The 24,087-nt window shown below is 71.1% G+C and carries 23 protein-coding genes; 12 read left to right on the top strand and 11 right to left on the bottom strand.

The window, feature by feature from the left end; all coding sequences use genetic code 11:
* Positions 1 to 9: 9 nt before the first annotated feature.
* The gene (locus tag ACE3OU_RS05920; protein ID WP_374240617.1) at positions 10 to 654 is read right to left on the bottom strand and encodes a hypothetical protein; all 645 of its coding nucleotides are present in this window, start codon (positions 652 to 654) and stop codon (positions 10 to 12) included.
* A gap of 139 nt (positions 655 to 793) precedes the next feature.
* A complete protein-coding gene (locus tag ACE3OU_RS05915; RefSeq protein ID WP_374240616.1) occupies positions 794 to 1,660 on the bottom strand; it encodes a spermidine synthase-like protein in 867 nt (288 codons plus the stop codon).
* A gap of 188 nt (positions 1,661 to 1,848) precedes the next feature.
* On the opposite strand from ACE3OU_RS05915, the gene ACE3OU_RS05910 reads away from it, so the two are divergent.
* From ACE3OU_RS05910 to ACE3OU_RS05885, 6 genes are all read left to right on the top strand, one after another.
* Entirely contained in the window at positions 1,849 to 3,462 is a 1,614-nt protein-coding gene (locus ACE3OU_RS05910; RefSeq protein ID WP_374240615.1) for a methyl-accepting chemotaxis protein, read from the top strand.
* Between the two features lie 149 nt (positions 3,463 to 3,611).
* Positions 3,612 to 5,642 carry a TonB-dependent copper receptor gene (locus ACE3OU_RS05905; RefSeq protein ID WP_374240614.1) on the top strand — a complete coding sequence of 677 codons (2,031 nt, stop codon included), beginning with the start codon at positions 3,612 to 3,614 and terminating at the stop codon, positions 5,640 to 5,642.
* A 152-nt stretch (positions 5,643 to 5,794) separates the two neighbouring features.
* On the top strand, positions 5,795 to 6,538 hold the full coding sequence (modA, locus tag ACE3OU_RS05900; protein WP_374240613.1) for a molybdate ABC transporter substrate-binding protein: 744 nt from the start codon (positions 5,795 to 5,797) through the stop codon (positions 6,536 to 6,538).
* A gap of 9 nt (positions 6,539 to 6,547) precedes the next feature.
* Positions 6,548 to 7,228 carry a molybdate ABC transporter permease subunit gene (gene modB / locus ACE3OU_RS05895; protein ID WP_374240612.1) on the top strand — a complete coding sequence of 227 codons (681 nt, stop codon included), beginning with the start codon at positions 6,548 to 6,550 and terminating at the stop codon, positions 7,226 to 7,228.
* On the top strand, positions 7,225 to 8,292 hold the full coding sequence (gene modC / locus ACE3OU_RS05890; RefSeq protein ID WP_374240611.1) for a molybdenum ABC transporter ATP-binding protein: 1,068 nt from the start codon (positions 7,225 to 7,227) through the stop codon (positions 8,290 to 8,292). Before modB ends, modC begins: the two co-directional genes overlap by 4 nt.
* A gap of 177 nt (positions 8,293 to 8,469) precedes the next feature.
* On the top strand, positions 8,470 to 8,904 hold the full coding sequence (locus ACE3OU_RS05885) for a YbaN family protein (protein WP_374240610.1): 435 nt from the start codon (positions 8,470 to 8,472) through the stop codon (positions 8,902 to 8,904).
* A gap of 19 nt (positions 8,905 to 8,923) precedes the next feature.
* Here the strand turns inward: ACE3OU_RS05885 and ACE3OU_RS05880 are convergent, their stop codons facing one another.
* A complete protein-coding gene (locus ACE3OU_RS05880; protein ID WP_374240609.1) occupies positions 8,924 to 9,871 on the bottom strand; it encodes an MBL fold metallo-hydrolase in 948 nt (315 codons plus the stop codon).
* Between the two features lie 108 nt (positions 9,872 to 9,979).
* Here ACE3OU_RS05880 and ACE3OU_RS05875 point away from each other — a divergent pair, with 108 nt between their 5' ends.
* From ACE3OU_RS05875 to ACE3OU_RS05860, 4 genes are all read left to right on the top strand, one after another.
* Positions 9,980 to 10,258, top strand: a complete 279-nt coding sequence (locus ACE3OU_RS05875; RefSeq protein ID WP_374240608.1) for a hypothetical protein — start codon at positions 9,980 to 9,982, stop codon at positions 10,256 to 10,258.
* A gap of 74 nt (positions 10,259 to 10,332) precedes the next feature.
* Positions 10,333 to 11,325, top strand: coding sequence for a hypothetical protein (locus ACE3OU_RS05870; RefSeq protein ID WP_374240607.1), 993 nt, complete (start codon positions 10,333 to 10,335; stop codon positions 11,323 to 11,325).
* A gap of 33 nt (positions 11,326 to 11,358) precedes the next feature.
* A complete protein-coding gene (gene recQ, locus ACE3OU_RS05865; RefSeq protein ID WP_374240606.1) occupies positions 11,359 to 13,185 on the top strand; it encodes a DNA helicase RecQ in 1,827 nt (608 codons plus the stop codon).
* 28 nt (positions 13,186 to 13,213) lie between these two features.
* The gene (locus ACE3OU_RS05860; protein WP_374240605.1) at positions 13,214 to 14,131 is read left to right on the top strand and encodes a LysR family transcriptional regulator; all 918 of its coding nucleotides are present in this window, start codon (positions 13,214 to 13,216) and stop codon (positions 14,129 to 14,131) included.
* A 99-nt stretch (positions 14,132 to 14,230) separates the two neighbouring features.
* Here ACE3OU_RS05860 and ACE3OU_RS05855 read toward each other — a convergent pair whose 3' ends face one another.
* Positions 14,231 to 14,380, bottom strand: a complete 150-nt coding sequence (locus ACE3OU_RS05855) for a hypothetical protein (RefSeq protein ID WP_374240604.1) — start codon at positions 14,378 to 14,380, stop codon at positions 14,231 to 14,233.
* A gap of 179 nt (positions 14,381 to 14,559) precedes the next feature.
* Here ACE3OU_RS05855 and ACE3OU_RS05850 point away from each other — a divergent pair, with 179 nt between their 5' ends.
* Positions 14,560 to 14,832 (top strand): hypothetical protein, encoded by a 273-nt coding sequence (locus ACE3OU_RS05850; RefSeq protein ID WP_374240603.1) that lies wholly within the window; start codon positions 14,560 to 14,562, stop codon positions 14,830 to 14,832.
* Between the two features lie 180 nt (positions 14,833 to 15,012).
* On the opposite strand, the gene ACE3OU_RS05845 is transcribed toward ACE3OU_RS05850, so the two are convergent.
* The 7 genes from ACE3OU_RS05845 to ACE3OU_RS05815 all read right to left on the bottom strand — a co-directional run bounded on the left by ACE3OU_RS05845 (position 15,013) and on the right by ACE3OU_RS05815 (position 23,293).
* Complete coding sequence (locus ACE3OU_RS05845) at positions 15,013 to 15,357, bottom strand: FKBP-type peptidyl-prolyl cis-trans isomerase (protein WP_374240602.1); 345 nt, start codon at positions 15,355 to 15,357, stop codon at positions 15,013 to 15,015.
* 72 nt (positions 15,358 to 15,429) lie between these two features.
* Positions 15,430 to 15,993 carry a peptide-methionine (S)-S-oxide reductase MsrA gene (gene msrA / locus ACE3OU_RS05840; RefSeq protein WP_374240657.1) on the bottom strand — a complete coding sequence of 188 codons (564 nt, stop codon included), beginning with the start codon at positions 15,991 to 15,993 and terminating at the stop codon, positions 15,430 to 15,432.
* A 5-nt stretch (positions 15,994 to 15,998) separates the two neighbouring features.
* The gene (locus tag ACE3OU_RS05835) at positions 15,999 to 16,751 is read right to left on the bottom strand and encodes a DUF2189 domain-containing protein (RefSeq protein ID WP_374240601.1); all 753 of its coding nucleotides are present in this window, start codon (positions 16,749 to 16,751) and stop codon (positions 15,999 to 16,001) included.
* 83 nt (positions 16,752 to 16,834) lie between these two features.
* Positions 16,835 to 20,779 (bottom strand): translocation/assembly module TamB domain-containing protein, encoded by a 3,945-nt coding sequence (locus ACE3OU_RS05830; protein ID WP_374240600.1) that lies wholly within the window; start codon positions 20,777 to 20,779, stop codon positions 16,835 to 16,837.
* A gap of 83 nt (positions 20,780 to 20,862) precedes the next feature.
* Positions 20,863 to 21,651 (bottom strand): indole-3-glycerol phosphate synthase TrpC, encoded by a 789-nt coding sequence (gene trpC, locus ACE3OU_RS05825; RefSeq protein ID WP_374240599.1) that lies wholly within the window; start codon positions 21,649 to 21,651, stop codon positions 20,863 to 20,865.
* 17 nt (positions 21,652 to 21,668) lie between these two features.
* A complete protein-coding gene (trpD, locus tag ACE3OU_RS05820) occupies positions 21,669 to 22,700 on the bottom strand; it encodes an anthranilate phosphoribosyltransferase (RefSeq protein WP_374240598.1) in 1,032 nt (343 codons plus the stop codon).
* A 14-nt stretch (positions 22,701 to 22,714) separates the two neighbouring features.
* Positions 22,715 to 23,293: an aminodeoxychorismate/anthranilate synthase component II gene (locus ACE3OU_RS05815; protein ID WP_374240597.1), complete on the bottom strand. Its 579-nt coding sequence runs from the start codon at positions 23,291 to 23,293 to the stop codon at positions 22,715 to 22,717.
* 191 nt (positions 23,294 to 23,484) lie between these two features.
* On the opposite strand from ACE3OU_RS05815, the gene ACE3OU_RS05810 reads away from it, so the two are divergent.
* On the top strand, positions 23,485 to 24,039 hold the full coding sequence (locus tag ACE3OU_RS05810; protein WP_374240596.1) for a hypothetical protein: 555 nt from the start codon (positions 23,485 to 23,487) through the stop codon (positions 24,037 to 24,039).
* Positions 24,040 to 24,087 lie beyond the last annotated feature (48 nt).

Here is a 24,087-nt window from a genome sequence, read left to right as displayed (position 1 = left end):
AGCGCCCGCTCAGGCCGGCGCCGGCGGCCAGCGCGGATCGGCCGCGGGCAGGTGCTCGCGGATGCCCGCCTCCACCTGCCCGGCAGCTTCCAGCGCGTCGGCCAGGGCCGTGACCCGCGCCCACACGGCCGACTCGCGCAGCGCAGCCTCGGCGAGCAGGGCCAGGCGCCCGAGTTCGTCCGGGTCGCCGAGCAGGCTGGCCAGCCCCCGGGCCCTGACGATGTCCCCCGCGTCGCTGTCCGCCCGGATCCCCACGGCCCCGCCCCGGCACAGCTGCTCGGCCAGCGGCCCGGCGAGCAGACCAGCCAGCTGGGCGCGGATGTCCCGTCGCTGGCGCGGGCCCAGGGCCTCGACGATGGCCCGGCCTTCGGCGCTTTCCAGCACGCGGGCGTAGCCGCTGCCGTCGGGGCACAGGGCGCCCTCGCTCATCAGCCAGCGCAGCAGCTGGCGGGGCAGCACGAGCTCGGCCTTCACGCACAGGCCCCACAGGTCGGAGCAGGTGCGTCCGTTTCCGCTCGGGGTGCGCCACTCCCCGGCGCCCTCCGGTGCCACCGCGACCCGCGACACCGCCACGCCGCCGAGGGCAAAGACCACCGCGTGGCCGGCCTCGTGGAAACACACTTCCCGGCGCTGCACCCTGTCCAGCCCGCGCATCCTCACTCCCCTGTTGCGTTGTCCGCCTCGTTATCTATGCTTGAAACAGGAACCGGCAGCAGCAGGCGCGAGCCGCCGCGAGTGTCACTACCCGCCCCCATCCGGCGGCAACGGCGCCCTCGACGCGGCCCCCCCGGGCCTAGAAATAACGCAGCCGCGAGTTGCGCTCGAGGCGCTGGGCGAACTTCGGAAAATCCAGCCCGGTGCGCGCCCGCAGCGCCTTGGCCTGGGTGGCCACGTCGCGCCAGCGGGGGGCGAAGGCCGGGTTCTTGAAGGCGAGCACGATGTCGTTGCCGTCGGGCAGCGACAGGCTGAGCACCCGATCGTCGAAGACCTCGCCGATCATCGCCAGGTGCTCGACCCGGTCGGCCCCCTCGCCGGCGAGGTTGGCCACCATGATGCCGCGGCCGGCCAGCGCGCGGAGCACGCTCTCGTAGAAATCGACGGAGCTCACCGAGCCGGCCAGGCCATGCCGGTCGAAGGCATCCATCATGATCACGTCGGGCTTCTCGCCCGTGGCGCTCAGGGCCTGTACGTGCGCGGCGCCGTCGCCCTCGATCACCGCCAGCCGCGGGCCGTCGGGCGGCAGCTCGAACTCGTCGCGGAAGGCGATCACGTCCGGGTCGATCTCGACCACCGTGATGCGCGCCGACCCCACGTGGCGCCAGCAGAACTTGGCCAGCGAGCCGCCCCCCAGCCCGAGCATGAAGATGTGCTGCGGCCGCGCCAGGAACAGCAGGAAGCTCATCATCGCCTGGGTGTAGTCCAGCTCGAGGGCGAAGGGATCCTTCAGGCTCATCGTGCTCTGGATCAGCGACAGCGAGAAATGCAGCGTGCGGGTGCTGCCGTCGTCGATCACGAAGGGCCGGTCGTATTCGCCCGAGACCACCTGGCGCAGCACGTCCCGGGTATCGCAATCGGCCGGCTCGAGCAGTCGGATGGTGTCGGAGTCCGAGAAAAACGGGCTGGGCAGCACGAGGACGGAGGCGGCTTGGGGGCGGGGCACGGGCGGTTCCCGGAAGGGCTGGCGACGGCGGAGGCCGGATTGTACGCCCGGCCCCGGCGCGGCGCGACCCGCCGGACGCCCCCGTATACCGCTAAAGTTTTCAGCCCGCGGGCCGTTACCGCTAGAGCCGATGCGTTATGCCAGACCGGCGGCGGCACGGACACTCCCTCGCGACGGACGACACGAACATGACGATCAAACAACGACTTCTGCTCCTCGTCGGAGCGGCCCTCATCAGTCTGGCAGCCCTCAGCGCCATCAATTACAACCAGATGAGCAAGGTGTACGACGCAGCCAACTGGGGCAACGTGAACGTCGTGCCTAGCATGGAAGCCCTGAACACCATCACCCTGGATTTCGGACGCCTGCGGGTGTGGACCTTCCGGCACATCCTCGCCTCCGACCCGGCAGAGCATGCGGCCGCCGAAAAGACCATCCAGGAATCGCGCGCACGGATCGAGAAGGCCTTCAACGACTACGAGGCCTATGTCGCCGATGCCGAAGACAAGCGCCTGCTGGAAGCGGAACGCAAGACGATGGCCGAGTACACCAAGGCCGTCGACGCGATGCTCGCCGTGTCCCGTGCCGGCAAGACCGAGGAGGCCAAGCTGCTGACCAAGCAGCAGATCGGCCCGCTGGCCGTCGCCTTCATCGACGGGATCACCGCCCACATGCAGTACAACAAGACCATCGGCACGAAAGCCGCCGAGGAAGGCGCCGCCGCCAAGGACTCCGCCACCCTGGTCTCCATCGCCATCCTGATCGCCACCGCGGCCGTGCTGGGGATCTTCAGCTTCATCACGATCCGCGGCATCAGCGCCCGCCTCGGTGACGCCAACACCCTCGCCGAGCGCATCGCCGGCGGCGACCTGCGCGGCGGCACGGCCAGCGGCACGGCCAGCGACGAGATCGGCCATCTGCTCGACGCCCTCGACCGGATGCGCGGCCAGCTGGCCAGCACCATCAGCGAGGTGGTGGCATGCTCGAACAACGTGGCCAGCTCCGCTGCAGAGCTGTCGGCCTCCGCCCAGCAGGTCTCGGTGAGCAGCGCCCAGCAATCCAGCTCGACGGCCGCCGCCGCCGCCGCCGTCGAGGAGCTCACGGTGAGCATCGATCACGTGGGCAGCAGCGCCGACGAAGCCAACCGCCAGGCCGCCGAAGCCGGCAGCCAGGCCATCGACAGCGGCAAGGGGGTCGATGCGGCCGCCGAGAAGATCGGCCAGGTGTCCCAGCAGGTCGAGAACACCGCCGGGCAGATCCAGACCCTCTCCGAGCAGGTCCGCCAGATCGACCGGATCACCGTGGTGATCCGCGAGGTGGCCGACCAGACCAACCTGCTCGCCCTCAACGCCGCCATCGCGGCGGCGCGCGCCGGCGAACAGGGCCGCGGATTCGCCGTGGTGGCCGACGAGGTGCGCAAGCTCGCCGAACGCACCACCAGCTCGGTGCAGGAAATCAGCACCGTGATCAGCACCATCCAGCAGGGCGCCGAGGCGGCGGTGGGCAGCATGCAGTCGAGCCGCGCGCTGGTCGGCGAGGTCGTCGAGGCGGCCAACAAGGCCAGCGCGTCGATGGGCGGCATCTGCGACTCCGCCCACACCATGCAGATCACCATCGAGAACATCACCGACGCCCTGCGCGAGCAGCGCGGCGCCTCCACCGAACTGGCCCGCAACGTCGAGGCCATCGCCCAGATGTCCGAGGAGAACTCCGTCGCCGTCGCCTCGGTGGCCGGCACCGCCCGCAACCTGGTGGGGGTCTCCGACACCCTGCGCGCCAGCGTCGCCAGCTTCCGGGTGTGAGCCCCGCCTCCCCGGGCCCCGGCGGGCCCGGGGCTGCCGCCCCTGCGACACCATGACGCACCATTTTGGTGCGTTTTTTTACGCCAGGTCAAACCCGGCGGCGGGCTGGACATTTAAGGTAGCGCCCACTTGCAACCAGGGAGCTACCCATGAACCATCGCACGTCGCCGCAATGCCCGTCCCGACACCCCGCGCTGCGGCCCCTCGCCATCGTCGCCGCCATCGCCAGCGCCTCCGCGGCCTTCGCCCAGGAGGCCACGCCCCTCGGCCAGGTCGTCGTCACCGCCCCGGCGATGGAGGCGCCGCTCACCGTCACCACCGACCCCCGCGCCCCGCGCCAGCCGGTGCCCGCCCATGACGGCGCCGACTACCTCAAGAACATCGCCGGCTTCTCGGTGATCCGCAAGGGCGGCACCGACGGCGACCCGGTGTTCCGCGGCATGGCGGCGTCGCGCCTGGGCATCCTGCTCGACGGCGAGATGATCCTCGGCGGCTGCGGCATGCGCATGGACCCGCCCACCGCCTACGTCTTCCCCGAGGCCTTCGACAGGATCACCGTGCTGAAGGGCCCGCAGACCGTCAAGTACGGCCCCGGCAACAGCGCCGGCGTGGTGCTCTTCGAGCGCAGCCCCAAGGTTCGCACCGGCTTCTCCAGCTATCTCGAGGCCAGCCTGCTGGGGGGCAGCTTCGGCCGCAACGACCAGGTGCTCGAAGCCGGCGTCGGCAACGAAAGGTATTACGCCGAGATCACCGGCACCCACTCCCACGCCCAGGACTACCGCGACGGCGCCGGCCGCCAGGTGCATTCGGCCTACGACCGCTGGAGCACCAGCGGCGCCATCGGCCTGACCCCCGACCAGGACACCCGCCTCGAACTCACCTTTGCCAAGAGCGACGGCCAGGCCGCCTACGCCGACCGCACGATGGACGGCGTCAAGTTCGACCGCAGCAACGTCGGCCTCAAGCTCGAGAAATCCCGCATCAGCCCGCTCGTCGCCAAGCTGCAGGCGCAGGTCTACTACAACTACGTGGACCACGTGATGGACAACTACAGCCTGCGCGCGCAGCCAGACATGAAGATGGTCAACAACCCCGACCGCGAGACCCGCGGCGGCCGCGTCGCCGCCACGCTGGACCTCTCGCCGCGCACCAGCCTCGAGACCGGCATCGACTTCCAGACCAACGAGCACACCCTGCGCAAGGCCAGCGGCGCCGCCGTGGCCGGCTACGACAGCCTGGCCCGCAGCCCCGACATGCGCTTCTACAGCTGGGGCGTGTTCGGCGAACTCGCCCACGAGCTCGACGCCGCCAACCGCCTGATCGGCGGCCTGCGGGTGGACTTCAGCAAGGCCCAGGACCAGCGCAGCGGCCGCAGCACCTCCGGCATCACCGACAACGACACCCTCAAGGCCGGCTTCCTGCGCTGGGAGAACGCCCTCGCCCCGACCACCACCGTCTACGCCGGCCTCGGCCACAGCGAGCGTGCCGCCGACTACTGGGAACGCACCAAGTCGCCGGCGGCCACCTCGATGACCGTGCTCGGCAGCGCCAGCACCTTCCTGGTCAAGCCCGAGAAGACCACCCAGCTCGACGCCGGCACGATCTACGCCGCCGGCCCGCTGCGGGCCTCCGTGTCGGCCTTCTACGCCAGGCACAACGACTTCATCCAGATCCGCCAGATCAACACCTTCGCCACCGACGCCCTCAACATCGACGCCACCACCTACGGCGCCGAGGCCGACGTGAGCTACGCCCTGGGCCGCTTCTGGAAGACCTACGGCACCCTGGCGTGGACCCACGGCGAGAACGACAGCACCGGCAAGCCCCTGTCGCAGATCGCCCCGCTGGAGGCGCGCCTCGGCGGCGGCTACGACGACAAGGTGTGGAGCGCCGGCGCCCTGCTCCGCCTCGTCCAGGGCCAGAAACGCTACGACACCGACTACGGCAACATCGTCGGCCAGGACATCGGCGCCTCGTCGGGCTTCGCGATCATGTCGCTCAACGCCGGCTGGCGGCCGAAAAAGGGCACGCTGATCTCCGCCGGCGTGGACAACCTCTTCGACAAGACCTACGCCGAGTTCATCAGCCGCAGCGGCGCCAGCATCGGCGGCTTCACCCAGACCACCCGGGTCAACGAGCCCGGCCGCACCCTCTGGCTGAAGGCCAACATCGCGCTGTAAGGCGCGCCCAGCGGGGGCGGCCGGCGCAGCCGCCCCCTGCCCGACCCGCACTTTTGGGCTAGCATTGCGACGACCGCCGCCGGCACGACAACCGGAGCCGGCGGCGCGGCCCGAGCCGCCCTCCCCTGCGCCTGCCACCGAACCGGAGCCCCATGCAACGCCTCGCCCCCCTCTTCGCCTCCCTGCTGTTCGCGCTGCCCGCCCACGCGGGAGAAGTCTCCGTGGCGGTCGCCGCCAATTTCACCGCGCCGATGCAGAAGATCGCCGCCGAATTCGAAAAGGACACCGGCCACCGGGCCCAGCTGGCCTTCGGCGCGACCGGCAAGTTCTACGCCCAGATCGCCCACGGCGCGCCCTTCGAGGTGCTGCTCGCCGCCGACGACGAAACCCCCGCCCGGCTCGAGCACGAGCAGCTCGCCGCCCCCGCCACCCGCTTCACCTACGCCATCGGCAAGCTGGTGCTGTGGTCACCCCGGGAAGGCTACGTGGACGACCGCGGCGAAGTCCTGACGAAGGGTGATTTCAAGCACCTCGCGATCGCCAACCCCAGGACCGCCCCCTACGGCACGGCCGCCGTCGAGGCGATGCGCAAGCTCGGCGTGTTCGACGCCCTCCAGCCGCGCTTCGTGCAGGGCGAGAACATCGCCCAGGCCTACCAGTTCGTCGCCACCGGCAACGCCGAGCTGGGCTTCGTGGCCCTGTCCCAGGTGCTGAAGGACGGCAAGCTCGCGTCCGGGTCGGCCTGGCCGGTGCCCGCCAGCCTGCACGCCCCGATCCGCCAGGACGCCGTCGCGCTCGCCCGGGGCCGCCACAACCCGGCCGTCCAGGCCCTGCTCGCCTACCTCAAGGGCGACAAGGCCCGGGCCATCATCAAGTCCTACGGCTACGATCTGTAGGCTCAGCCCATGACCGAGGCCGAACTCGCCGCGATCTGGCTCACCCTCCGGCTGGCCGGCACCGTCACCGCCCTGCTGCTGGTGATCGGCACGCCGATCGCCTGGTGGCTGGCCCGCACGCGTTCGCGCCTGAAGGGCATGGTCGGCGCGGTGGTGGCCCTGCCGCTGGTGCTGCCGCCCACCGTGCTGGGCTTCTACCTGCTCGTCGCGATGGGGCCGGACGGGCCGGTCGGCGGCCTCACCCAGGCCCTCGGCCTCGGCACCCTGCCGTTCACCTTCGCCGGGCTGGTGGTCGCCTCGGTGTTCTACTCGCTGCCCTTCGTGGTGCAGCCGTTGCAGAACGCCTTCGAGGCCATCGGCGAGCGGCCCCTCGAGGTCGCCGCCACCCTCCGCGCCAGTCCGTGGGACGCCTTCTGGTCGGTGGCCGTGCCGCTGGCGCGGCCGGGCTTCATCTCGGCGACGATCCTCGGCTTCGCCCACACCGTGGGCGAGTTCGGGGTGGTCCTGATGATAGGCGGCAACATCCCCGACAAGACCCGGGTCATCTCGGTGCTGATCTACGACCACGTGGAGGCCATGGAGTACGCCCAGGCCCACCTCCTGGCCGGCGGGATGGTGGTCTTCAGCTTCCTGGTGCTGCTGGCGCTGTACACCTTCAACCCGCAACCGTCGGGCGGGAGGCGGCCATGAGCGAGATCCGCGCCCGCTTCCGCCTCGACCGGGGCAGCTTCGCGCTGGATGTGGACCTGACCCTCCCCGGCCAGGGCGTGACCGCCCTGTTCGGCCACTCCGGCTCGGGCAAGACCACCTGCCTGCGCGCCATGGCCGGCCTGGAGCGAGCCCCGGGCGGCTATCTCGCGGTGGGCGGCGAGGTGTGGCAGGACGACGCCAAGGGAGTGTTCCTGCCCACCCACCGGCGGCCCCTGGGCTACGTGTTCCAGGAGGCCAACCTGTTCGCCCACCTGTCGGTGCGGGCCAACCTGGCGTTTGGCCAGAAGCGCAGCCCCGGCAAGGCGCGGCTCGACGAGATCGCCGGGCTGCTGGGCATCGACGGCCTGCTCGACCGGCAGCCAGACAGCCTCAGCGGCGGCGAGCGCCAGCGCGTGGCCATCGCCCGGGCGCTGCTCACCTCGCCGCGCCTGCTGCTGATGGACGAGCCGCTGGCGGCCCTCGACCTCAAGCGCAAGCTGGAGATCCTGCCCTACCTCGAACGCCTGCACGACGAGCTGTCGATACCCATCATCTACGTGAGCCATGCCCCCGACGAGGTGGCCCGGCTGGCGGACCACCTGGTGCTGCTCCACGAGGGCCGGATGGTGGCCAGCGGCCCCCTCGGCGAGACCCTGGCCCGCGCCGACCTGCCGCCGGCCTTCGCCGACGACGCCGGGGTGGTCATCGAGACGGTGCTGGCCTGCCACGAAGCCGACGCCCTGTCGCGGCTCGACTTTGCCGGCGCCTGCCTGCGCGTCGGCCAACGCGCCGAGCCGCTGGGCAGCCGCCTGCGCTGCCGCGTGCATGCCCGCGACGTCAGCCTCGCCCTTGAGCCGCCCCGGGCGAGCAGCATCCTCAACAGCTTCGCCGCGACGGTGGCGGCGATCGCCCCCACCGATACGCCGGGGCACGTGCTCGTCCGCCTCGACGTCGGCCCGACCCCGCTGCTGGCCCGCATCACCCGGCGTTCGCAGCGGGAGCTGGACATCCAGCCGGGCCGCCAGGTGTGGGCCCAGGTCAAGGCGGTGGCGCTGCTGGCGTGAGCCGCTCCCCGGGGCGCGCCGGCCGGCGCGGCCGATAGGTTGCGGCTATTCGGATCAGGAAATCTTTCAACTGGCCGCGGGCGGGCCCGCTCTCCATACTTTGACCATGCCGTCCGGCCCCGCCTCCACCGCGCGGGGCGGCATCGCCAACCCATCGGTCAGACAGAGCACGCCGCCATGCGCCCCAGCCCCTGCTACCCCGCCACCGCCGCCATCGCCCCCCAGGCCGAGGGCCTGCTCGCCAGGGCCAGCCGCCACGGCCTGTTCGTGCTGGGGGGCCTGAGCTTCGCCACCGGCGCCCTCGGCCTGGTGGTGCCGCTGCTGCCCACCACGGTGTTCTGGATCATCGCCGCCTGGGCCTGGAGCCGGAGCTGCCCGCGCCTGCTCGGGCGCCTCTACGACCTGCCCGGCGCCGGCATCCACGTGCGCCGCTGGATGGAGGACGGCACGCTGACCCGCCGCGGCAAGTTCTTTGCCGTCAGCGGGCTGGCCTTCGGCCTGTCGATGACCATCCTCGCCCTCCACGAGCGCCCGCTGCTGCTGGCCGTCGCCGGCCTGCCGCAGCTCGCCGCCGCGTTCTACCTGGCGACCCGGCCGGAGAGCGAGGGCTGAGGGCAGAAGGCTGAGGGCTTCAGCGTCCCGCCAGCCAGACGTCGAGGCCCTGGGCGTTGAGCTCCACGTCCAGCGCCAGCACCCGGCGCACCTCGGCCGGCGGCAGCGTCCAGCCCTGGCGGGCGCCTTCCTCGTCCACCAGCTTCCACAGATCGGCCTCGATCAGCGCCTGGCGGGCCGCGCCAGCCTCGACGCCCGCGTGGCGCTCGGCGACGGCCACATGGGCGTCGATCAGGCGGTGCAGGTCGGCGGCGAGGCGCGGCACGTCGGTAACCTGGGCGTAGTGGGTGAGGTACATGGCCGCCGGCTGCTCGGCTTCCATGCGGCGGACGGAGTCGTGCATCGCCTCGGGCTCGAACTGAACCGGCGTGGTGGTCGGGAAGATGCTCGGCCGGCCGTCCACATCCAGCGCCCGGTAGGACAGCCCGAAGGTGTCGCCGGTGAAGAAGCCGCGGCTACGGGTGTCGAAGTAGCACACGTGATGGCGCGCATGGCCCGGGGTGTCGAAGACGCGGATCACCCGCCCGGCAAGGTCGAGCTCGAGACCGTCGGTGGCCTCGACGATGCGCTCGGCGGGCACCGGGATCAGCTCGCCGTAGAGCTCCCGGGCCCGCTCCGGCCCGTACACCGCCGAAACGCCGGCGAACAGCTTGGAGGGCTCGACCATGTGCCGCGCGCCGCGGGGGTGCACCACCAGCTTCGCGTTCGGGAAGGCCCGCATGAAGGCCCCCGCGCCGCCGGCGTGGTCGAGGTGGATGTGGGTCAGCAGCACGAAATCCACCGCCTCGGGCGACAGCCCGGTCGCGGCGAGGGCCTGCTCCACATGCACCAGCGCGTCGTTGTTGCCGGTATCCACCAGCGCGGCCCGGCCGCCCTCCTCGATCAGGTGGATCGCTGCCACGTCGGGGCCGTTGTAGCCCGACTCCACCGCATAGATGCCGTTACCGAAAGCTGTCAGACCCTGCATTGCCATCCTCCCTCATGTATTTGTAAAGGCCCGATTCTAGCCCGCCTTGAAGTGTACAGACGCCCGCCGGCCAGCAGGCTATAAATGAAGAAACGAAGAGGAGACACAATGCTGACCCTGGAAGACTGCATCGGGCTGTCCGGACTCGACGAAGAAGAGATCCTCGCCATCGCCGAGCACGAACACATCCCCGAAATGGCGGCCCTGGAGATGGGCAACTACCTGTGCCACACGCAGGCGGGCGAGCGGCGCATCCGGCGGATGATCGTGGACGACATCCACGCCGCCCGCGCGCGGGGCGACACCCGCCACGCCGCGGTGCTCAAGAGCGCCCTCGCGCACTACCTGTCCGAACACCCCCCGGGCCACGACAGCGACACGACCTGAGGCTGGCGGAGTCGCCAACGGAGGAGCAGATTGGCATAATCCGTCATCCTGTTCCGATTCGATTCGATTTTTCCATGGCGCTGATCCGCTGCAACAAATGCGGCCACGTGGCTGAAGTGGCCGCCGAACTCACGGGCACCCCAGTGGCCTGCCCCGCCTGCGGCAACGCGACGCCTGCCTACGACACCGTGCTCTTCGTGCGCAAGGTGCTGCAGCAGTATTTTGCCCTGCGCGACGAGCTGCAGCGCCTCCAGGCGGCCCAGCCGGGGGCGGTGGCGCCGGCGGCAACGGCGCCCTCCGCCGCGGCATCCGCAGCCCTCGACCTGCACAACACCGACCAGCTCGCCAGCGATGCCCAGCACGCGGCCATCCTCGACTGGTTCCAGCGCCGCCAGATCCAGGTGCGCACCAACCCGGACGCCGTCAACACCACCGGCTTCTTCGACGAGATCGCCGTCGAGATCGGCGACAACTACGCCCTCTACGGCGAGGTCGTCGACAAGATCCGCTGGGGCCAGCAGAAGGACGTGCCCAACTTCAGCCTCAAGTTCGCCGACCGCAGCCAGAAGGACGGCCAGGCCATCAACGCTTTCTGCAAGCGCCTCTACGACCACACCTTCCTGGCCAAGTATTACTACCAGAAGCCCGAGAAGATCGGCCGCGCCACCCTCCAGCCGGCGCCCAACATCCGCCGCTTCTTCGCCGGCGAGTGGCTCGAATGGTTCGCGCTGATGAAGCTGCTGGCCTTCTTCGGCGAACGGCGCCGGGCGGTGTCGTGCACCCGCAACCTGTCGGTGATCTTCCCCAACGAAGACCTCCACGAACTCGACGTCTTCTTTCTGGTGGATGGCGCCACACCCGTCTGCATCGAGTGCAAGACCGGCGAGTTCCGCCAGGAGATCGACAAATACCTGCGCCTCAAGAAGCGCCTGGACATCGACCGCAGCCAGTTCATCCTGTGCTGCACCGGGCTCTCCGACGAGCAGGCCGCCGGCCTGTCGGGGATGTACGAGCTCAGCTTCGTCAGCCCGGCCGGGCTCGTCCCGCATCTTGCCAAGCTGTTCTGACCTGACGGCCGGGCCGGAGTAAAATCCGCCCCCATGAACACCAGCCGCGCCCACGAAACCCTCTTCCACGTCTTCGGCTACACCGGCTTCCGCGGCCCGCAGGAGGCCATCGTCGAGCACGTGGCCGCCGGCGGCGACGCGCTGGTGCTGATGCCCACCGGCGGCGGCAAGTCATTGTGCTACCAGATCCCGGCGCTGCTGCGGCCGGGGGTGGCGATCGTCGTCTCGCCCCTCATCGCGCTGATGCAGGACCAGGTGAGCGCGCTCAAGGAGGTCGGCGTGGCGGCCGACTTCCTCAACTCCACCCTCAGCTTCGACCGGGCGATGGAGATCGAGCGGGCGATGCTGGCCGGCGCCCTCGACCTGCTCTACGTGGCCCCCGAGCGCCTCGTCACGCCGCGCTTCCTGGATCTGCTGGACCACCTGCATGAGGCTGGTCAGCTGGCGCTGTTCGCCATCGACGAGGCCCACTGCGTGTCCCAGTGGGGCCACGACTTCCGGCCCGAATACCTGCAGCTCTCCATCCTCCAGGAGCGCTACCCGCAGATCCCGCGGATCGCCCTCACCGCCACCGCCGACGCCCAGACCCGCCACGAGATCGCCGAGCGCCTGCGCCTGCAGGAGGCCCGCGAGTTCGTCTCCAGCTTCGACCGGCCCAACATCCGCTACACCATCGTCCCCAAGGACAACCCCCGCGCCCAGCTGCTGGCCTTCATCCGCGACGGCCACCTGGGCGAGGCCGGCGTGGTGTATTGCAGCTCCCGCAAGAAGGTGGACGAGACCGCCGCCTGGCTCGCCGAAAAGGGCATCGCCGCGCTGCCCTACCACGCGGGCATGAGCACCGAGGAGCGCGCCACCAACCAGGACCGCTTCCTGCGCGAGGACGGCATCGTGATGGTGGCCACCATCGCCTTCGGGATGGGCATCGACAAGCCCGACGTGCGCTTCGTGGCCCACCTCGACCTGCCCCGCTCCATCGAGGGCTATTACCAGGAAACCGGCCGCGCCGGCCGCGACGGCCAGCCCGCCGAAGCCTGGATGGCCTACAGCGTGGCCGACCTGGTGCAGCAGCGCCGCTTCATCGACCAGTCCGAGGCCGGCGCCGAGGTCAAGCGCGTCGCCACCGCCAAGCTCGACGCCCTGCTCGGCCTGTGCGAAACCACCGGCTGCCGCCGCCAGCGCCTGCTCGGCTACTTCGACGAGGCCGCCGAGCCCTGCGGCAACTGCGACACCTGCCTGCACCCGCCCCAGGTGCGCGACGCCACCGAATCGGCCCGCAAGGCGCTGTCCTGCGTGTTCCGCACCGGCAGCCGCTTCGGCGCCGGGCACATCGTGGACGTGCTGATCGGCAAGGCCACCGACAAGGTCAAGGAGTGGCAGCACGACCAGGTGAGCACCTTCGGCATCGGCACCGAACTCGACGACAAGGGCTGGCGCACCCTGATCCGCCAGCTGGTGGCCCAGGGCGCCCTGGCCGTCGACCACGAGCGCTACGGCGCCCTCACCCTCACCGAGGCCGCCCGCCCGCTGCTGCGCGGTGAGGCCAGCTTCACGATGCGCCTCGACGTGGCCACGCCCAAGAAGGGCCGCAACGTCGGCAGCGCCCGCAAGGCCGCCGACTGGCCCGAGGCCACCGGCGCCGAGGCCGAGCTGCTGGGCCGCCTGCGCGCCTGGCGCGCCAGCACCGCCAAGGAGCGCAACGTGCCCGCCTACGTGATCTTCCACGACGCCACCCTGCGCGACATCGCCCGCACCCGGCCCGGCAGCATCGAGGCCCTCGGCACCATCTCCGGCGTCGGCGACCGCAAGCTCGAAGCCTACGGCGCCGAGATCATCGGGCTCATCGCCGAGCACGCCTGACCCACCACCCGCACGCCACAGCCCAGCCATGTCAGACCGCAGACTCCAGGTATTCCACGCCGTTGCCAAGCACGGCTCGTTCACGCGGGCGGCCGAGTCCCTCCACATGACGCAGCCCGCCGTCACCTTCCAGATCAAGCAGCTCGAGGACCACCTCAACGCCCGGCTGCTCGAGCGTGGCCACGGCAAGATCAGCCTCACCCCGACGGGCGAACTCGTGCTGGCCTACGCCGAGAAGATCCTCGACCTCTCGGAAGAACTCGACTCCCGGGTCGCCGAGCTGGCCGGCGAGCTGGCCGGCAAGCTCGACATCGGCTGCATCCCCACCATCGCCGGCTACTGGCTGCCGCCCATCCTCGAGCGCTTCAAGCGCCAGTACCCGCGGGTGCTGCCGCGGGTCACCCTCGGCAACGCGCGGCACATCGAAGAGGGGATCGCCAACCGGGAGATGGACATCGGCTTCATCGAGTTCAGCAGCGACAACCCGGGCATCGAACCCCGCGCCACCACCCGCGAGGAGCTGGTGGCGATCTGCAGCCCGGACCATCCCGTGGCCCGCCTCAAGCAGGTCACGGCCCGGGAGCTCGCCAGCCACCCCTTCATCGACCGCGACCCGGGCAGCGGCCTGCGCCAGGCGACCAACGACTTCTTCAAGAACGGCGGCGTCGCCGACAGCGAGATCACCGTCTGCGCCGAGTTTGGCAGCCTGAGCGCGGTGAAGCACTTCGTGGCCGCGGGCATGGGCTGCGCCATCACCTCCAAGCGCGCCAGCCGCGTCGACGTGGAGGAAGGGCGCATGGTCGCGATCCCCCTCGAGCCGCGCACCTTCACGACGATGCAGATGATCCTGCCCCGCGACAAGTTCCGCTCCCGGCTGATCAGCACCTTCGCCGACTTCGTCTGCGACGAGATCGCGCGGATCACCGAGGAAGAAGCCGCCCGGTAAGGCAAGACGTCACCCGCGGCGGCGACGGACCGATCTGGCCGGCCTGTCGCCCCGGCCATTTACGGGCGCTGCGGATCTCCACCGCCCGCTTCAGCAGCCTCAGCGCCCCGGCCCAGCGCCTGCCCGGGACGCGGCCTGGGCCGCCAGCGCCGCGCCCACCTCCGGGCTGTCCTTGCCCGACGCACCTTGCACCAGCCCCTGGCGCAAGCATGCCATCAAAATTTCAGCAGCGATGATCGGCATGATCATTCAAGCAACTGATTTATCTATACATTTTTCAAATAAGTAAGCCTTTGCAAGAATTGTTGCATCGCAGCAAAATTTATTGACAACGCCCTCCACGCCGCTAACATGGCCTCATGATGCAGTGCACAAACGGACATCCTCCGCCAGGGCCTGCAATGTGGAACCTACCCAGGAGAGACATCATGGACGTCGTGAAATACCTGCGAGAGGTCGCCAGAAAGTGCCACCTCCCAGACACCACCGGCGACGAGATCGCCCGGCTGCGTGCCGAAAACGAAATCCTGCGGGCAACGCTGGCGGACGCCACCCGGGCGATGGCCGCCGCGCCCATCTGGCACACCCAGCACCGGGCCCTCAGCGAGATCCTGATCGCCGGGCGGCGCCGGCTGGCCGCCCTCGACGCGCTCCGGCCCAGCGCCCCCCGCCCGACCGAGCGGGCCGCGAGCAATCCGTGAGCGCCCCCAGGGCCGGGCTCGCCCCCGTGGGGATCAAGGCAACTTGGGGTGGCCCTGCGTTTCCTTGAGCGCCCCGCCGGGGCCGCGGGCGGATCGGCGTTGTCCGCCCCCAAACGCAAAACGGGCGCCTCATCGGGCGCCCGTTTTCTGCTGCGAGCCGGCACCGGCCGGCCCGGCGCATCACTTCACCGCCAGCAGCTCCACCTCGAACACCAGCGTGGCGTTGGGCGGGATCACGCCGCCGGCGCCGCGGGCGCCGTAGCCGAGCTGGGGCGGGATGGTCAGCTTGCGCACGCCGCCGACCTTCATGCCCTGAACGCCCTCGTCCCAGCCGGCGATCACGTGGCGCGCGCCGAGGGGAAAGACGAAGGGGTCGTTGCGATCCTTGCTCGAATCGAACTTCTGGCCATCGGTGAGCCAGCCGGTGTAATGGACCTGGACGTGCATGCCGGCCTTGGCCTCGGGGCCGGTGCCGACTTCCAGGTCTTCGTAGACGAGGCCGCTCGCCGTGGTGGTTTGGGTCATGGGGTGCTCCTGTGGGTGGGAATGGACAAGGGTTGATCGGGGAAGGCCCCGGGCAAGGCCGCCGATTCTAAGTCAATTACCCTTCACCCGTGCGCCGAAGCTGTGGCGGAACTTGGCGACCTTGGGGGCCACCACGTAGCGGCAATAGGGCTGGTTCGGGTTCCGGGCGAAGTAGTTGTCGTGGTAGGCCTCGGCGGGCCAGAAGGTGGTGGCGGGTTCGACCTCGGTGACGATGGGCTCGTCGAAGGCGCCCTCCCAGGCCAGCTGCTCGATCTTGGCGCGGGCCGCGGCCTCCTGCTCGGGGCTCAGGTAGAAGATCGCCGAGCGGTACTGGGTGCCGATGTCGTTGCCTTGGCGGTTGGGCGTGGTCGGGTCGTGGATCGCGAAGAAGACGTCGAGGAGATCCTCGAAGCTCAGCAGGTCGGGGGCGAACTCGACCCGCACCGCCTCGGCGTGGCCGGTGTCACCGCTGCAGACCCGCTCGTAGCTGGGGGAATCCTCGTGGCCGCCGATGTAGCCCGACTGCACGCGCACCACCCCCTTCAGCCCCAGGAACACCGCCTCGAGGCACCAGAAGCAGCCACCGGCGAGGATCGCCGTGGCAGTGCGTTTGTCGGTCTGCTTGTCTGTCCGCATTTCGGTCAATTGGTCTCTCCATCCGGGCGCCGGCTGGCCGGCGGGAAGACCGCAAGATAAAGCAGATCGCTGGCAAAGGCGAGCCAGGGCAGCGACAGCAGCAGGAGCGGCGGCAGGTGGATCGTCGCGATGAGGGCCGCCCCCAGCACCACTGCCCAGGCGAGCATCGCCCCGAAGTTGGCGAACACCGCGCGCACGCTGGCCGTCACCGCCTGCACCAGCCCCGCCCGGCCATCAAAGAGCAGCGGCACCGAAAAGGCAGTGATGCAGAACACGATGCCCGCCAGCACCACCCCCATCAGGCTGGTCCACAGGTGGAAGCGCAGCACCTGGCCGCCCGCCGGCGCGGCGTCGCCGCCGATCATGAAGCTGTACACCGTCGCCGCGTCGCTCACCCAGATCAGGAACAGCAGGCAGCACACCCCGGCCAGCCCCCACAGACCCCGTGGCGCCTGCCGGAAACCCGCCAGCACCTCACCCACCGCGGGCCGGCGGCCAGCTTCGGCGGCCCGCCGGAGCGCGAAGAAACCCGCCAGCACCGCCGGCCCCACCAGCAGGAAGCCACCGGCCAGGGGCAGCCGCATCGGCGCCAGCCCGAAGTGCTCGAGCAGCGCAAAAATGACGACGCCGATCAGCGCGAAGACGGCGGCGAAGCCCGCCGCCGGGGCCGGCACGCGGCGGAAGTCCCGCCAGCCGCCGGCCAGCGCGGCCGACACGGTGGAGATGGGGATACGGCAGGGGTCGAGGCTGGGCGGCACGGCGGGCTCCGGAGTCGAAAGGCCCATTTGCCGCCGCCCGGCCGGCGGCGTCCATGACCTGTATCAAGCGGGCCGGCGGCGCCTCAACGGAAGGACAGGGAGAACAGCAGGTCCAGCGCGTTCTCGCTGCCGGCGCGGCCGATCACCGACAGGCGCCGGGTGAGCAGGTAGGTCAGCTTGATGACGCTGGAGGTGCCGCCGATGCTCTGCTCGAAGGACAGCTGGGCCCGCGCCGACAGACGCTTGCCGATCGTCACCACCTGGCCGGGCATCGTCGCCGCCTGGCTCGACGAGGCGCTGCTGGCCCCCGTCACGCTGCTGCTGGCGACGCTGCTGGTCTGCACGCGGCTACGCGGATCGATGCTGCTGCCGAACGAGAACTCGTCAAAGCCCAGGGACTTGGCGATGTTGGCCGGCAGGCCGCCGCCGGTGTCGCCGAGCAGGGCCTGGGCCGCCGGCAGCAGCAGGCCCATCTCACCGCCGGAGCCCTGGTCGGGCGGCCGCCCGAGGACGATCCAGCCGAGCTTCTCGGGGTCGGGCACGTTGGGCTCGGAGACCAGCCGCACCACCGGTCGCCGCGCGGTGCCGCCGATGCCGACGCCGGCCTCCACCGCCAGCCCCTTGCGCAGCGCCACCACGTTGAGCCCCGGGTTGGCGAGCGGGCCATTGAAGGTGATGATCCCCCGCTCGATGCTGAGGCGCTGCCCGTAGCCCTCGAACACCCCGCCGACGGTGCGGATGCTGCCCGTCGCCTCCAGCGGCCGGCCGGGGCCGGAGACCAGCGACAGCTCGCCGGCGAGGCGGGTGTCGAGGCCGAGGGCCCGCACGTAGAGGGCGTCGCCGAGATTGACGGTGAGGTCGGTGTACATCTGGAAGGGGCTGGCGGCGGGCTTGGCGGCCTTGGCCGGGTCGATCACCACCACGTCGGCGCCCAGGCTGGGGGGCGGCGTGTGGGCCAGCCCGACGAAGCCCGCATCCGCCGAGAAACGCCCCTTGAGGTTGGCGAAGTTCCAGCCCGACAGCACCTCACCCTCGCCGCTCAGCACCAGCCACTGGTCGGTGCGCTGCAGCAGCGGCAGGCGCTCGGCGCGGTACTCGAAGCGCCCGTCGCCGCTGGCCAGCTGGATGCCGCCGCGGACCTTGAGGGTGCCCGGGGTGGCGGTGAGGCGCGCCAGGGCGATGCGCTTCTCGTCGGGCTTGACGCGGTTGGGCGAAACGAAGCTAAGCTCGTCGAGGTTGAGGCGGTCGCGGTTGAAGTCGGCCACCAGCGTCCCGCCCGAGAGGTGCAGGCCCTGGTCGGCCATCACGAAGGACAGCCCGTCGCCGCGCAGGCGCCCGGCGGCCTCGGGGCGGGCCGGGGTGCCGGCCAGGGTGAACTCGCCCTTCAGGCTGCCGTCGGTCTTGAGGTTCTGGTCGGCCAGCGGGCCGGCCCAGGCGATCGACGGGATGTCGATGCGCGCCGAACCCAAGAGCGGCGCCCCCGGCACCAGGCGCAGGGCGCCGTCGGGGCTGCGCTCGGCCAGCGCCGTACCGGCCCCCGAGGCGCTGCCCAGCTGGCTGCCCCGGGCGCTGAAACCGAAGGCGAGGCGGTTGCTGGCCGCGGTGAGGGTCAGCTGCAGGTCATCGAGGCCCAGCCGCACCGGCGAGTCACCCTGCAGCGTCAGGTCGCCCTTCTCGCGGAAGAGGCGCACCACGCCATTCACCTGCTCGGTGATGTCCACGTCCCACTCGCCGCCGATCTGCAGCGAATCGCCCCGCGACTTGACCGCCCGGGTGGCGGGGTCGAGGATCAGGCCCACCTGCGCCCCGCTGACGCTGCCCCGGGCGACGATGCGCCGGGGTTGCCAGCGGGTCTCGTCGAGCCGGTAGAGCCCGCCGCCCCCGCCGCGCAGCTCGGCCCGGCCGAGGCGGACGAGCTCCGGCGAGAGCTGCAGCGGCGCCGGCGCCAGCAGGCGCAGCGGGTAGTCGCCGCCGACCCCCAGGCCGGCGAGCTGGCCGTCCCAGCGCAGCCCGTCGGCGAGGGCGCCGACGAGGTTCAGCGCCAGGGTCGCCTTGCCCGGCCCGGCCAGCTCGAGCCGGGTAGTGTTGGCGGCCCGGCTGCCGTCGATGCGCAGGGAGGCCCGGCGGACCAGGGCCTCGTCGCCACCGCCACGCAGGCCCTCCAGGTCGAGGGCCAGGCCCAGCGCGCCGTGGCGCCCCTCGGCCAGGCGCCCGCGGCCCTTGATGGCGTCGAGCAGCAGGCTGCCGAAGCGGAGCTTGTCGCCGGCCAGCTCGAACTCGCCGGTAGGCTGGGCCGGGCTGCCGCGCAGCACGCCGTCGAGCCGGAGCCGCCCGCCCAGCCCGTGGCCGAGGGCCGCCAGCCGCGGCGCGTCGAGATTGACGTCGAGCCCGTCGCCGGGGCGGCCGTAGCGCCCCTTGGCGAACAACTGGTTACCGGCCAGGTCGAGGGCCACGTCGGCGTCGACAAGGCGGCTGCCGTCCACCTCCAGCGCGGCCTTGCCGGCCAGCGGCTTGCCTTCGAGGGTGCTGGGCGCCAGCTCGAGCTTGAGGCGGGCGGCCAGCCGGGGCGCGCGCCGCCCGGTGGCATTGAAGCGGGCGTTGAGATCGGCCGGCGGCGCGCTGGCCACGAAGGCCCGCGGGTCGAAGCGGCTGAGGCTGCCGCCCACCTCGAAGCGCCCGTCGCCGGCGAGGGCCAGCCTGGCGCGGGCTTCGAGGCGCGCCTGGCGGGCCTGGGCGAAGACCTCGTCGAGCACCAGCTCGCCATCGGCGTGCTGGCCCTTGAGGCGCAGGGCCAGGCGCGGGTCGCGCAGGTCGGCGCTGAAACGCTGGCCGGCGGCGTCGGCGCTGGCGGCGAGGCGGCCGGCGATGGACGTGATCACCGCGCGCCCGTCGAGGCGGCGGGCATCCAGGCCGGCGATGGCGAGCTCGCCATCCACGCGGCCGAAGCCTTCGCTGTCGGCCGCGAGCGGCGCCCGCCAGCGCACCTCGCCCCGGGCGCGGCCCTGGCCGGGCAGGCGCAGGTCGAGCGGCGAGACGGCCAGCTCGCCATCGGCCCAGCGCAGCGCGGCAGACAGGGATTCGAGGGGCAGCGCGCCGCTGTCGTAGCGGCCGGGTTCGGTGTTGACCAGCCGGACGGGGCCGCTGACGACCCAGCCGGCGACGCCCTCCCCGTCTCCGGGGCGGGGTTCGAGGGCCACGTCGATGTCGAGGCGGGCCTTGGGCGCGGCTTCGTGGAAGCGCTGCGGGTCCACCCCGCGCAGCTCGATGTGGGCCGATGCGAGCGGCAGCGGCGCGAAGGGCGTGGCGACCGCCCGCACCCGGCCGTCGACGCCGGCGCCGCTCGCGTGGGCATCCAGCGCGAAGCTGGCGAGGTCGCCGGCCGCCCCCGCCGCCACCGTGTAGGCCTCGCCGGCCTGGTGGGTGGTGAGGACGGCCCGGGCGGTGAGCGGAAAAGGCCGGCGGCCGTCGAGATCAAGCCGGCCGGCGAGCTGGCCGAAGGGCGCGCTGACGCGCAGGGCGTCGAGGCGGTGCCGGCTGCCGTCGGAATCGAGGCGGCCGGAGATGCGGGTGAGTTCGAGGTCCGGCGCGGCGGGCTGGCCGCCGTCGAGCTTGCCGATGCGCAGCCGGTCGATCTGGAAATGCCCCACGTGCACGGCGGCGGGCAGCGCGAGGCTGGCCGGCATCACGGTAGGTTCGGTGCTCGGCACGGTGGCGACCTGGACATCGGCGGCGGTGAGCGCCGCCACGTCGAGCCCGCTGCTGGCGAAGGCGCCGGGGCGCCAGTCGAGGACGAGATCGGCCACGTCCACATGCAGCGTGGGCGTACGCACGTGGAGCGCCCCGAGCCGGAGCTGGCCGAGCAGGTAGCCCTCGGGCCGCTCGATGGTGACGCGGCCGCCGGAGAGGCGCTCGGCGAAGTCGACGACCTGCTCCAGGCCGGAGCGGGTGGCGCCCAGCCAGCCGACCAGCGCCAGCACCACCACGACCAGCCCGATGACGGCCGCCAGCAGCCCGCGCAGGATGCGCACGGGCCAGCCGGGACGGCGCGGCGCCGGTGCCGACGACGCTTCAGGGGGGGCAACGGGCGCCTCGCTCATCCGCGGATCGTTGCTCAGCCGAACAGGCTGGCGAGCCCGGCGCCCGGGTCGTCGACGCGCATGAAGGCTTCGCCGACCAGGAAGGCATTAACCTGGTTGGCGCGCATCAGGGCCACGTCGGCGGGCTTGAGGATGCCGGACTCGGTGACGACGATGCGCCCCGCCGGGATGCGCGGCAGCAGGTCGAGGGTGGTCTGCAGGCTGACCTCGAAGGTGCGCAGGTTGCGGTTGTTGATGCCGATGAGCGGCGTGCGCAGCTGCAGGGCCTGTTCGAGCTCATCGCCGTCGTGCACCTCCACCAGCACCGCCAGGCCGAGGCCCTCGGCGATGGCTTCCATCTCCTGCATCTCGGCCAGGCTGAGGGCCGCAGCGATCAGCAGGATCGCGTCGGCGCCCATCGCGCGGGCCTCGTACACCTGGTAGGCATCGACAAGGAAATCCTTGCGCAGGGCCGGCAGGCTGCAGGCGGCGCGGGCGGCCTGCAGGTATTCCGGGGCGCCCTGGAAGAACTGGCGGTCGGTGAGCACCGACAGGCAGGCGGCGCCGGCCTGCTCGTAGCTGGCGGCGATCTCGGCCGGGCGGAAGTCGGCGCGGATCACGCCCTTCGACGGGCTGGCCTTCTTGATCTCGGAGATCACCGCCGGGCGGCCGGCGGCGATCCTGGCGCGGATCGCGCCGACGAAATCCCGCGCCGGGGGCTGGGCCGCGGCGAGCTCGCGCACGGCGGCGTCGGAAACCGCCGCGCGGGCGGCGGCCACTTCCTCGCGCTTGACGGCGAGGATCTTGTTGAGGATGTCGGACATGCGGTTTTCCAGGCGGGTCAGGCGAACTTTTGGGTGCAGGCGATGAAGGCTTCCATCTTGGCGCGGGCGGCGCCGGAGGCCAGGGTCTCGCGGGCGAGCTGGATGCCGGCGCCGATGGAGTCCACCACGTTGGCGGTGTACAGCGCGGTGCCGGCGTTGAGGGTGACGATTTCGCGGGGGGCGCCGGGCTGGTTGTCGAGCACGCCGAGCAGCACGGCCTTCGACTCGGCGGCGTCGGCCACGCGCAGGTTGCGGCTGGACATCATGGTGAGGCCGAAGTCTTCCGGGTGGATCTCGTATTCACGGATCTGGCCGTCCTTCAGCTCGCCGACCATGGTCGCCGCGCCGAGGGACACCTCGTCCATGCTGTCGCGGCCATGCACCACCAGCACGTGTTTGGCGCCGAGGCGCTCCATCACGCGCACGCAGATGCCGACCAGGTCCGGGTGGAACACGCCCAGCAGGGTGTTGGGCGCGCCGGCCGGGTTGGTGAGCGGGCCGAGGATGTTGAACAGGGTGCGCACCCCCATCTCGCGGCGCACCGGGGCGACGTTCTTCATCGCCGCGTGGTGGTTGGGCGCGAACATGAAGCCGATGCCGGTCGCGGCGATGCACTCGGCGACCTGCCCGGGCGTGAGGTTGAGATTGACGCCCAGCGCCTCGAGCACGTCGGCGCTGCCCGACTTGCTCGACACGCTGCGCCCGCCGTGCTTGGCGACGCGGGCGCCGGCCGCCGCGGCGACGAAGATGGTGGCGGTGGAGATGTTGAAGGTGTGGGAGCCGTCGCCGCCGGTGCCGACCACGTCGAGGAAGTGGTCGTTGGGCGGCGGCACCACCACCTTGGTGGCCAGCTCACGCATCACGGTGGCGGCGGCGGTGATCTCGCCGATGGTCTCCTTCTTGACACGCAGGCCGGTGAGGATCGCCGCGGTCATCACCGGCGAGATCTCGCCGGCCATGATCTGGCGCATCAGCGACAGCATCTCGTCGTAGAAGATCTCCCGGTGGTCGATGGTGCGCTGCAGGGCTTCCTGGGCGGTAAAGGTCATGATCGGGGCTCCGGTCAGGCGGCTTGCCTGGATTGTTCGAGGAAGTTGCGCAGCAGATCGTGGCCACGCTCGGTGAGGATGGATTCGGGGTGGAACTGCACGCCCTCGACGGCCAGCGTCTTGTGGCGCACGCCCATGATCTCGCCATCGTCGGTCCACGCGGTGATCTCGAGGCAGTCGGGCAGGCTGTCGCGCTCGATCGCCAGCGAGTGGTAGCGGGTGCAGGTGAGCGGGTTGGGCAGCCCCTTGAAGACGCCCTTGTCGAGGTGATGGACCGGCGACACCTTGCCGTGCATCAGCTGGCGGGCGTGCACGATGCGCCCGCCGAAGGCCGCGCCGATGCTCTGGTGGCCCAGGCACACGCCGAGCAGCGGGATCTTGCCGGCGAAGGCCTGGATGGCCGCCACCGAGACGCCCGCCTCGGCCGGCGTGCACGGGCCCGGCGAGACGACGATCTGGGCGGGCGCGAGGGCGGCGATCTGCTCGACGCTGATCTCGTCGTTGCGGAACACCCGCACGTCGGCGCCGAGCTCGCCGAAATACTGCACGAGGTTGTAGGTGAAGCTGTCGTAGTTGTCGATCATCAGCAGCATGGCTGGAAATCCTTTCCGGATCGGCGGGCCGCCCCACGGGCGGCCGGCACAGGTGGGTATTCTGTCGTAATTGCAGTCCGGCGCCGCGGGCGGCGCGGCAGCGGACAAAGTTTTGTAACCAAGGTTACCGACGGGGCACGGCGGATTGTGGAATCATCCGGGCATCTTTCAACCCACCTGGAGGAATCCTCATGAAATCCGCACGCATCCTGCTGGCCGCCCTCGCCCTCGGCGCCGCCACCACGCCGGCCCTCGCCGCGGGCGACTGGAAGTTCCTGCCCATCGCCGACAAGGGCTACGCGCCGAACTTCGTCGCCTCGGTGACCGGCGGCATCATGGACCCGCAGCACGTGGGCAGCGGCGACGCCTGGGGCCTGGAGCTGGCCTTCAACTGCGGCCTGGTGCAGACGCCCACCGGCGTGGTGCGCACCAAGCTGTCGGTGAACAAGTTCGACAAGGCCGGGCTGGACCTCACCACCGTCGAGCTCAACCCGCGCTGGACCATCCCGGTCGCCAAGGACCTGACCTTCGGCATCGGCCCCGGCATCGGCTGGGTGAAGGCCGACAGCGGCCGCAACGTGGACATGTTCGCCTGGCAGGCCGGCGCCGACCTGGACTACCGCGTCGGGCAGCTCAACCTGGGCCTGGGCGCGCGCTGGCAGGACACCGTCAACAAGAACGTCGGCGGCGGCCGCGAAGGCGCCGACAACTGGCTGGTGCAGGCGAAGGTCGGCATCGCGTTCTGAGCGCCCCCGGGGCCGGGCTCCGCCCAGCCCGCCCCCCGTGGGGAGCAA

Origin of the sequence: Zoogloea sp., assembly GCF_041908905.1 — a bacterium.
Classification (GTDB): domain Bacteria; phylum Pseudomonadota; class Gammaproteobacteria; order Burkholderiales; family Rhodocyclaceae; genus Zoogloea.
This window is presented reverse-complemented; position numbering and strand designations above follow the sequence as displayed.

Excerpts from the sequence above, each read along its gene's own strand:
- ACE3OU_RS05910 (WP_374240615.1), top strand. The coding sequence starts at position 1,849 with ATGACGATCAAACAACGACTTCTGCTCCTCGTCGGAGCGGCCCTCATC.
- ACE3OU_RS05905 (WP_374240614.1), top strand. The coding sequence starts at position 3,612 with ATGAACCATCGCACGTCGCCGCAATGCCCGTCCCGACACCCCGCGCTG.
- ACE3OU_RS05815 (WP_374240597.1), bottom strand. The coding sequence starts at position 23,293 with ATGCTGCTGATGATCGACAACTACGACAGCTTCACCTACAACCTCGTG.
- ACE3OU_RS05850 (WP_374240603.1), top strand. The coding sequence starts at position 14,560 with ATGGACGTCGTGAAATACCTGCGAGAGGTCGCCAGAAAGTGCCACCTC.
- modC (WP_374240611.1), top strand. The coding sequence starts at position 7,225 with ATGAGCGAGATCCGCGCCCGCTTCCGCCTCGACCGGGGCAGCTTCGCG.
- modA (WP_374240613.1), top strand. The coding sequence starts at position 5,795 with ATGCAACGCCTCGCCCCCCTCTTCGCCTCCCTGCTGTTCGCGCTGCCC.
- ACE3OU_RS05875 (WP_374240608.1), top strand. The coding sequence starts at position 9,980 with ATGCTGACCCTGGAAGACTGCATCGGGCTGTCCGGACTCGACGAAGAA.
- ACE3OU_RS05880 (WP_374240609.1), bottom strand. The coding sequence starts at position 9,871 with ATGCAGGGTCTGACAGCTTTCGGTAACGGCATCTATGCGGTGGAGTCG.
- msrA (WP_374240657.1), bottom strand. The coding sequence starts at position 15,993 with ATGCGGACAGACAAGCAGACCGACAAACGCACTGCCACGGCGATCCTC.
- ACE3OU_RS05885 (WP_374240610.1), top strand. The coding sequence starts at position 8,470 with ATGCGCCCCAGCCCCTGCTACCCCGCCACCGCCGCCATCGCCCCCCAG.
- ACE3OU_RS05855 (WP_374240604.1), bottom strand. The coding sequence starts at position 14,380 with ATGATCATGCCGATCATCGCTGCTGAAATTTTGATGGCATGCTTGCGC.
- ACE3OU_RS05860 (WP_374240605.1), top strand. The coding sequence starts at position 13,214 with ATGTCAGACCGCAGACTCCAGGTATTCCACGCCGTTGCCAAGCACGGC.
- ACE3OU_RS05870 (WP_374240607.1), top strand. The coding sequence starts at position 10,333 with ATGGCGCTGATCCGCTGCAACAAATGCGGCCACGTGGCTGAAGTGGCC.
- ACE3OU_RS05845 (WP_374240602.1), bottom strand. The coding sequence starts at position 15,357 with ATGACCCAAACCACCACGGCGAGCGGCCTCGTCTACGAAGACCTGGAA.
- recQ (WP_374240606.1), top strand. The coding sequence starts at position 11,359 with ATGAACACCAGCCGCGCCCACGAAACCCTCTTCCACGTCTTCGGCTAC.
- modB (WP_374240612.1), top strand. The coding sequence starts at position 6,548 with ATGACCGAGGCCGAACTCGCCGCGATCTGGCTCACCCTCCGGCTGGCC.
- ACE3OU_RS05810 (WP_374240596.1), top strand. The coding sequence starts at position 23,485 with ATGAAATCCGCACGCATCCTGCTGGCCGCCCTCGCCCTCGGCGCCGCC.
- trpD (WP_374240598.1), bottom strand. The coding sequence starts at position 22,700 with ATGACCTTTACCGCCCAGGAAGCCCTGCAGCGCACCATCGACCACCGG.
- ACE3OU_RS05920 (WP_374240617.1), bottom strand. The coding sequence starts at position 654 with ATGCGCGGGCTGGACAGGGTGCAGCGCCGGGAAGTGTGTTTCCACGAG.
- trpC (WP_374240599.1), bottom strand. The coding sequence starts at position 21,651 with ATGTCCGACATCCTCAACAAGATCCTCGCCGTCAAGCGCGAGGAAGTG.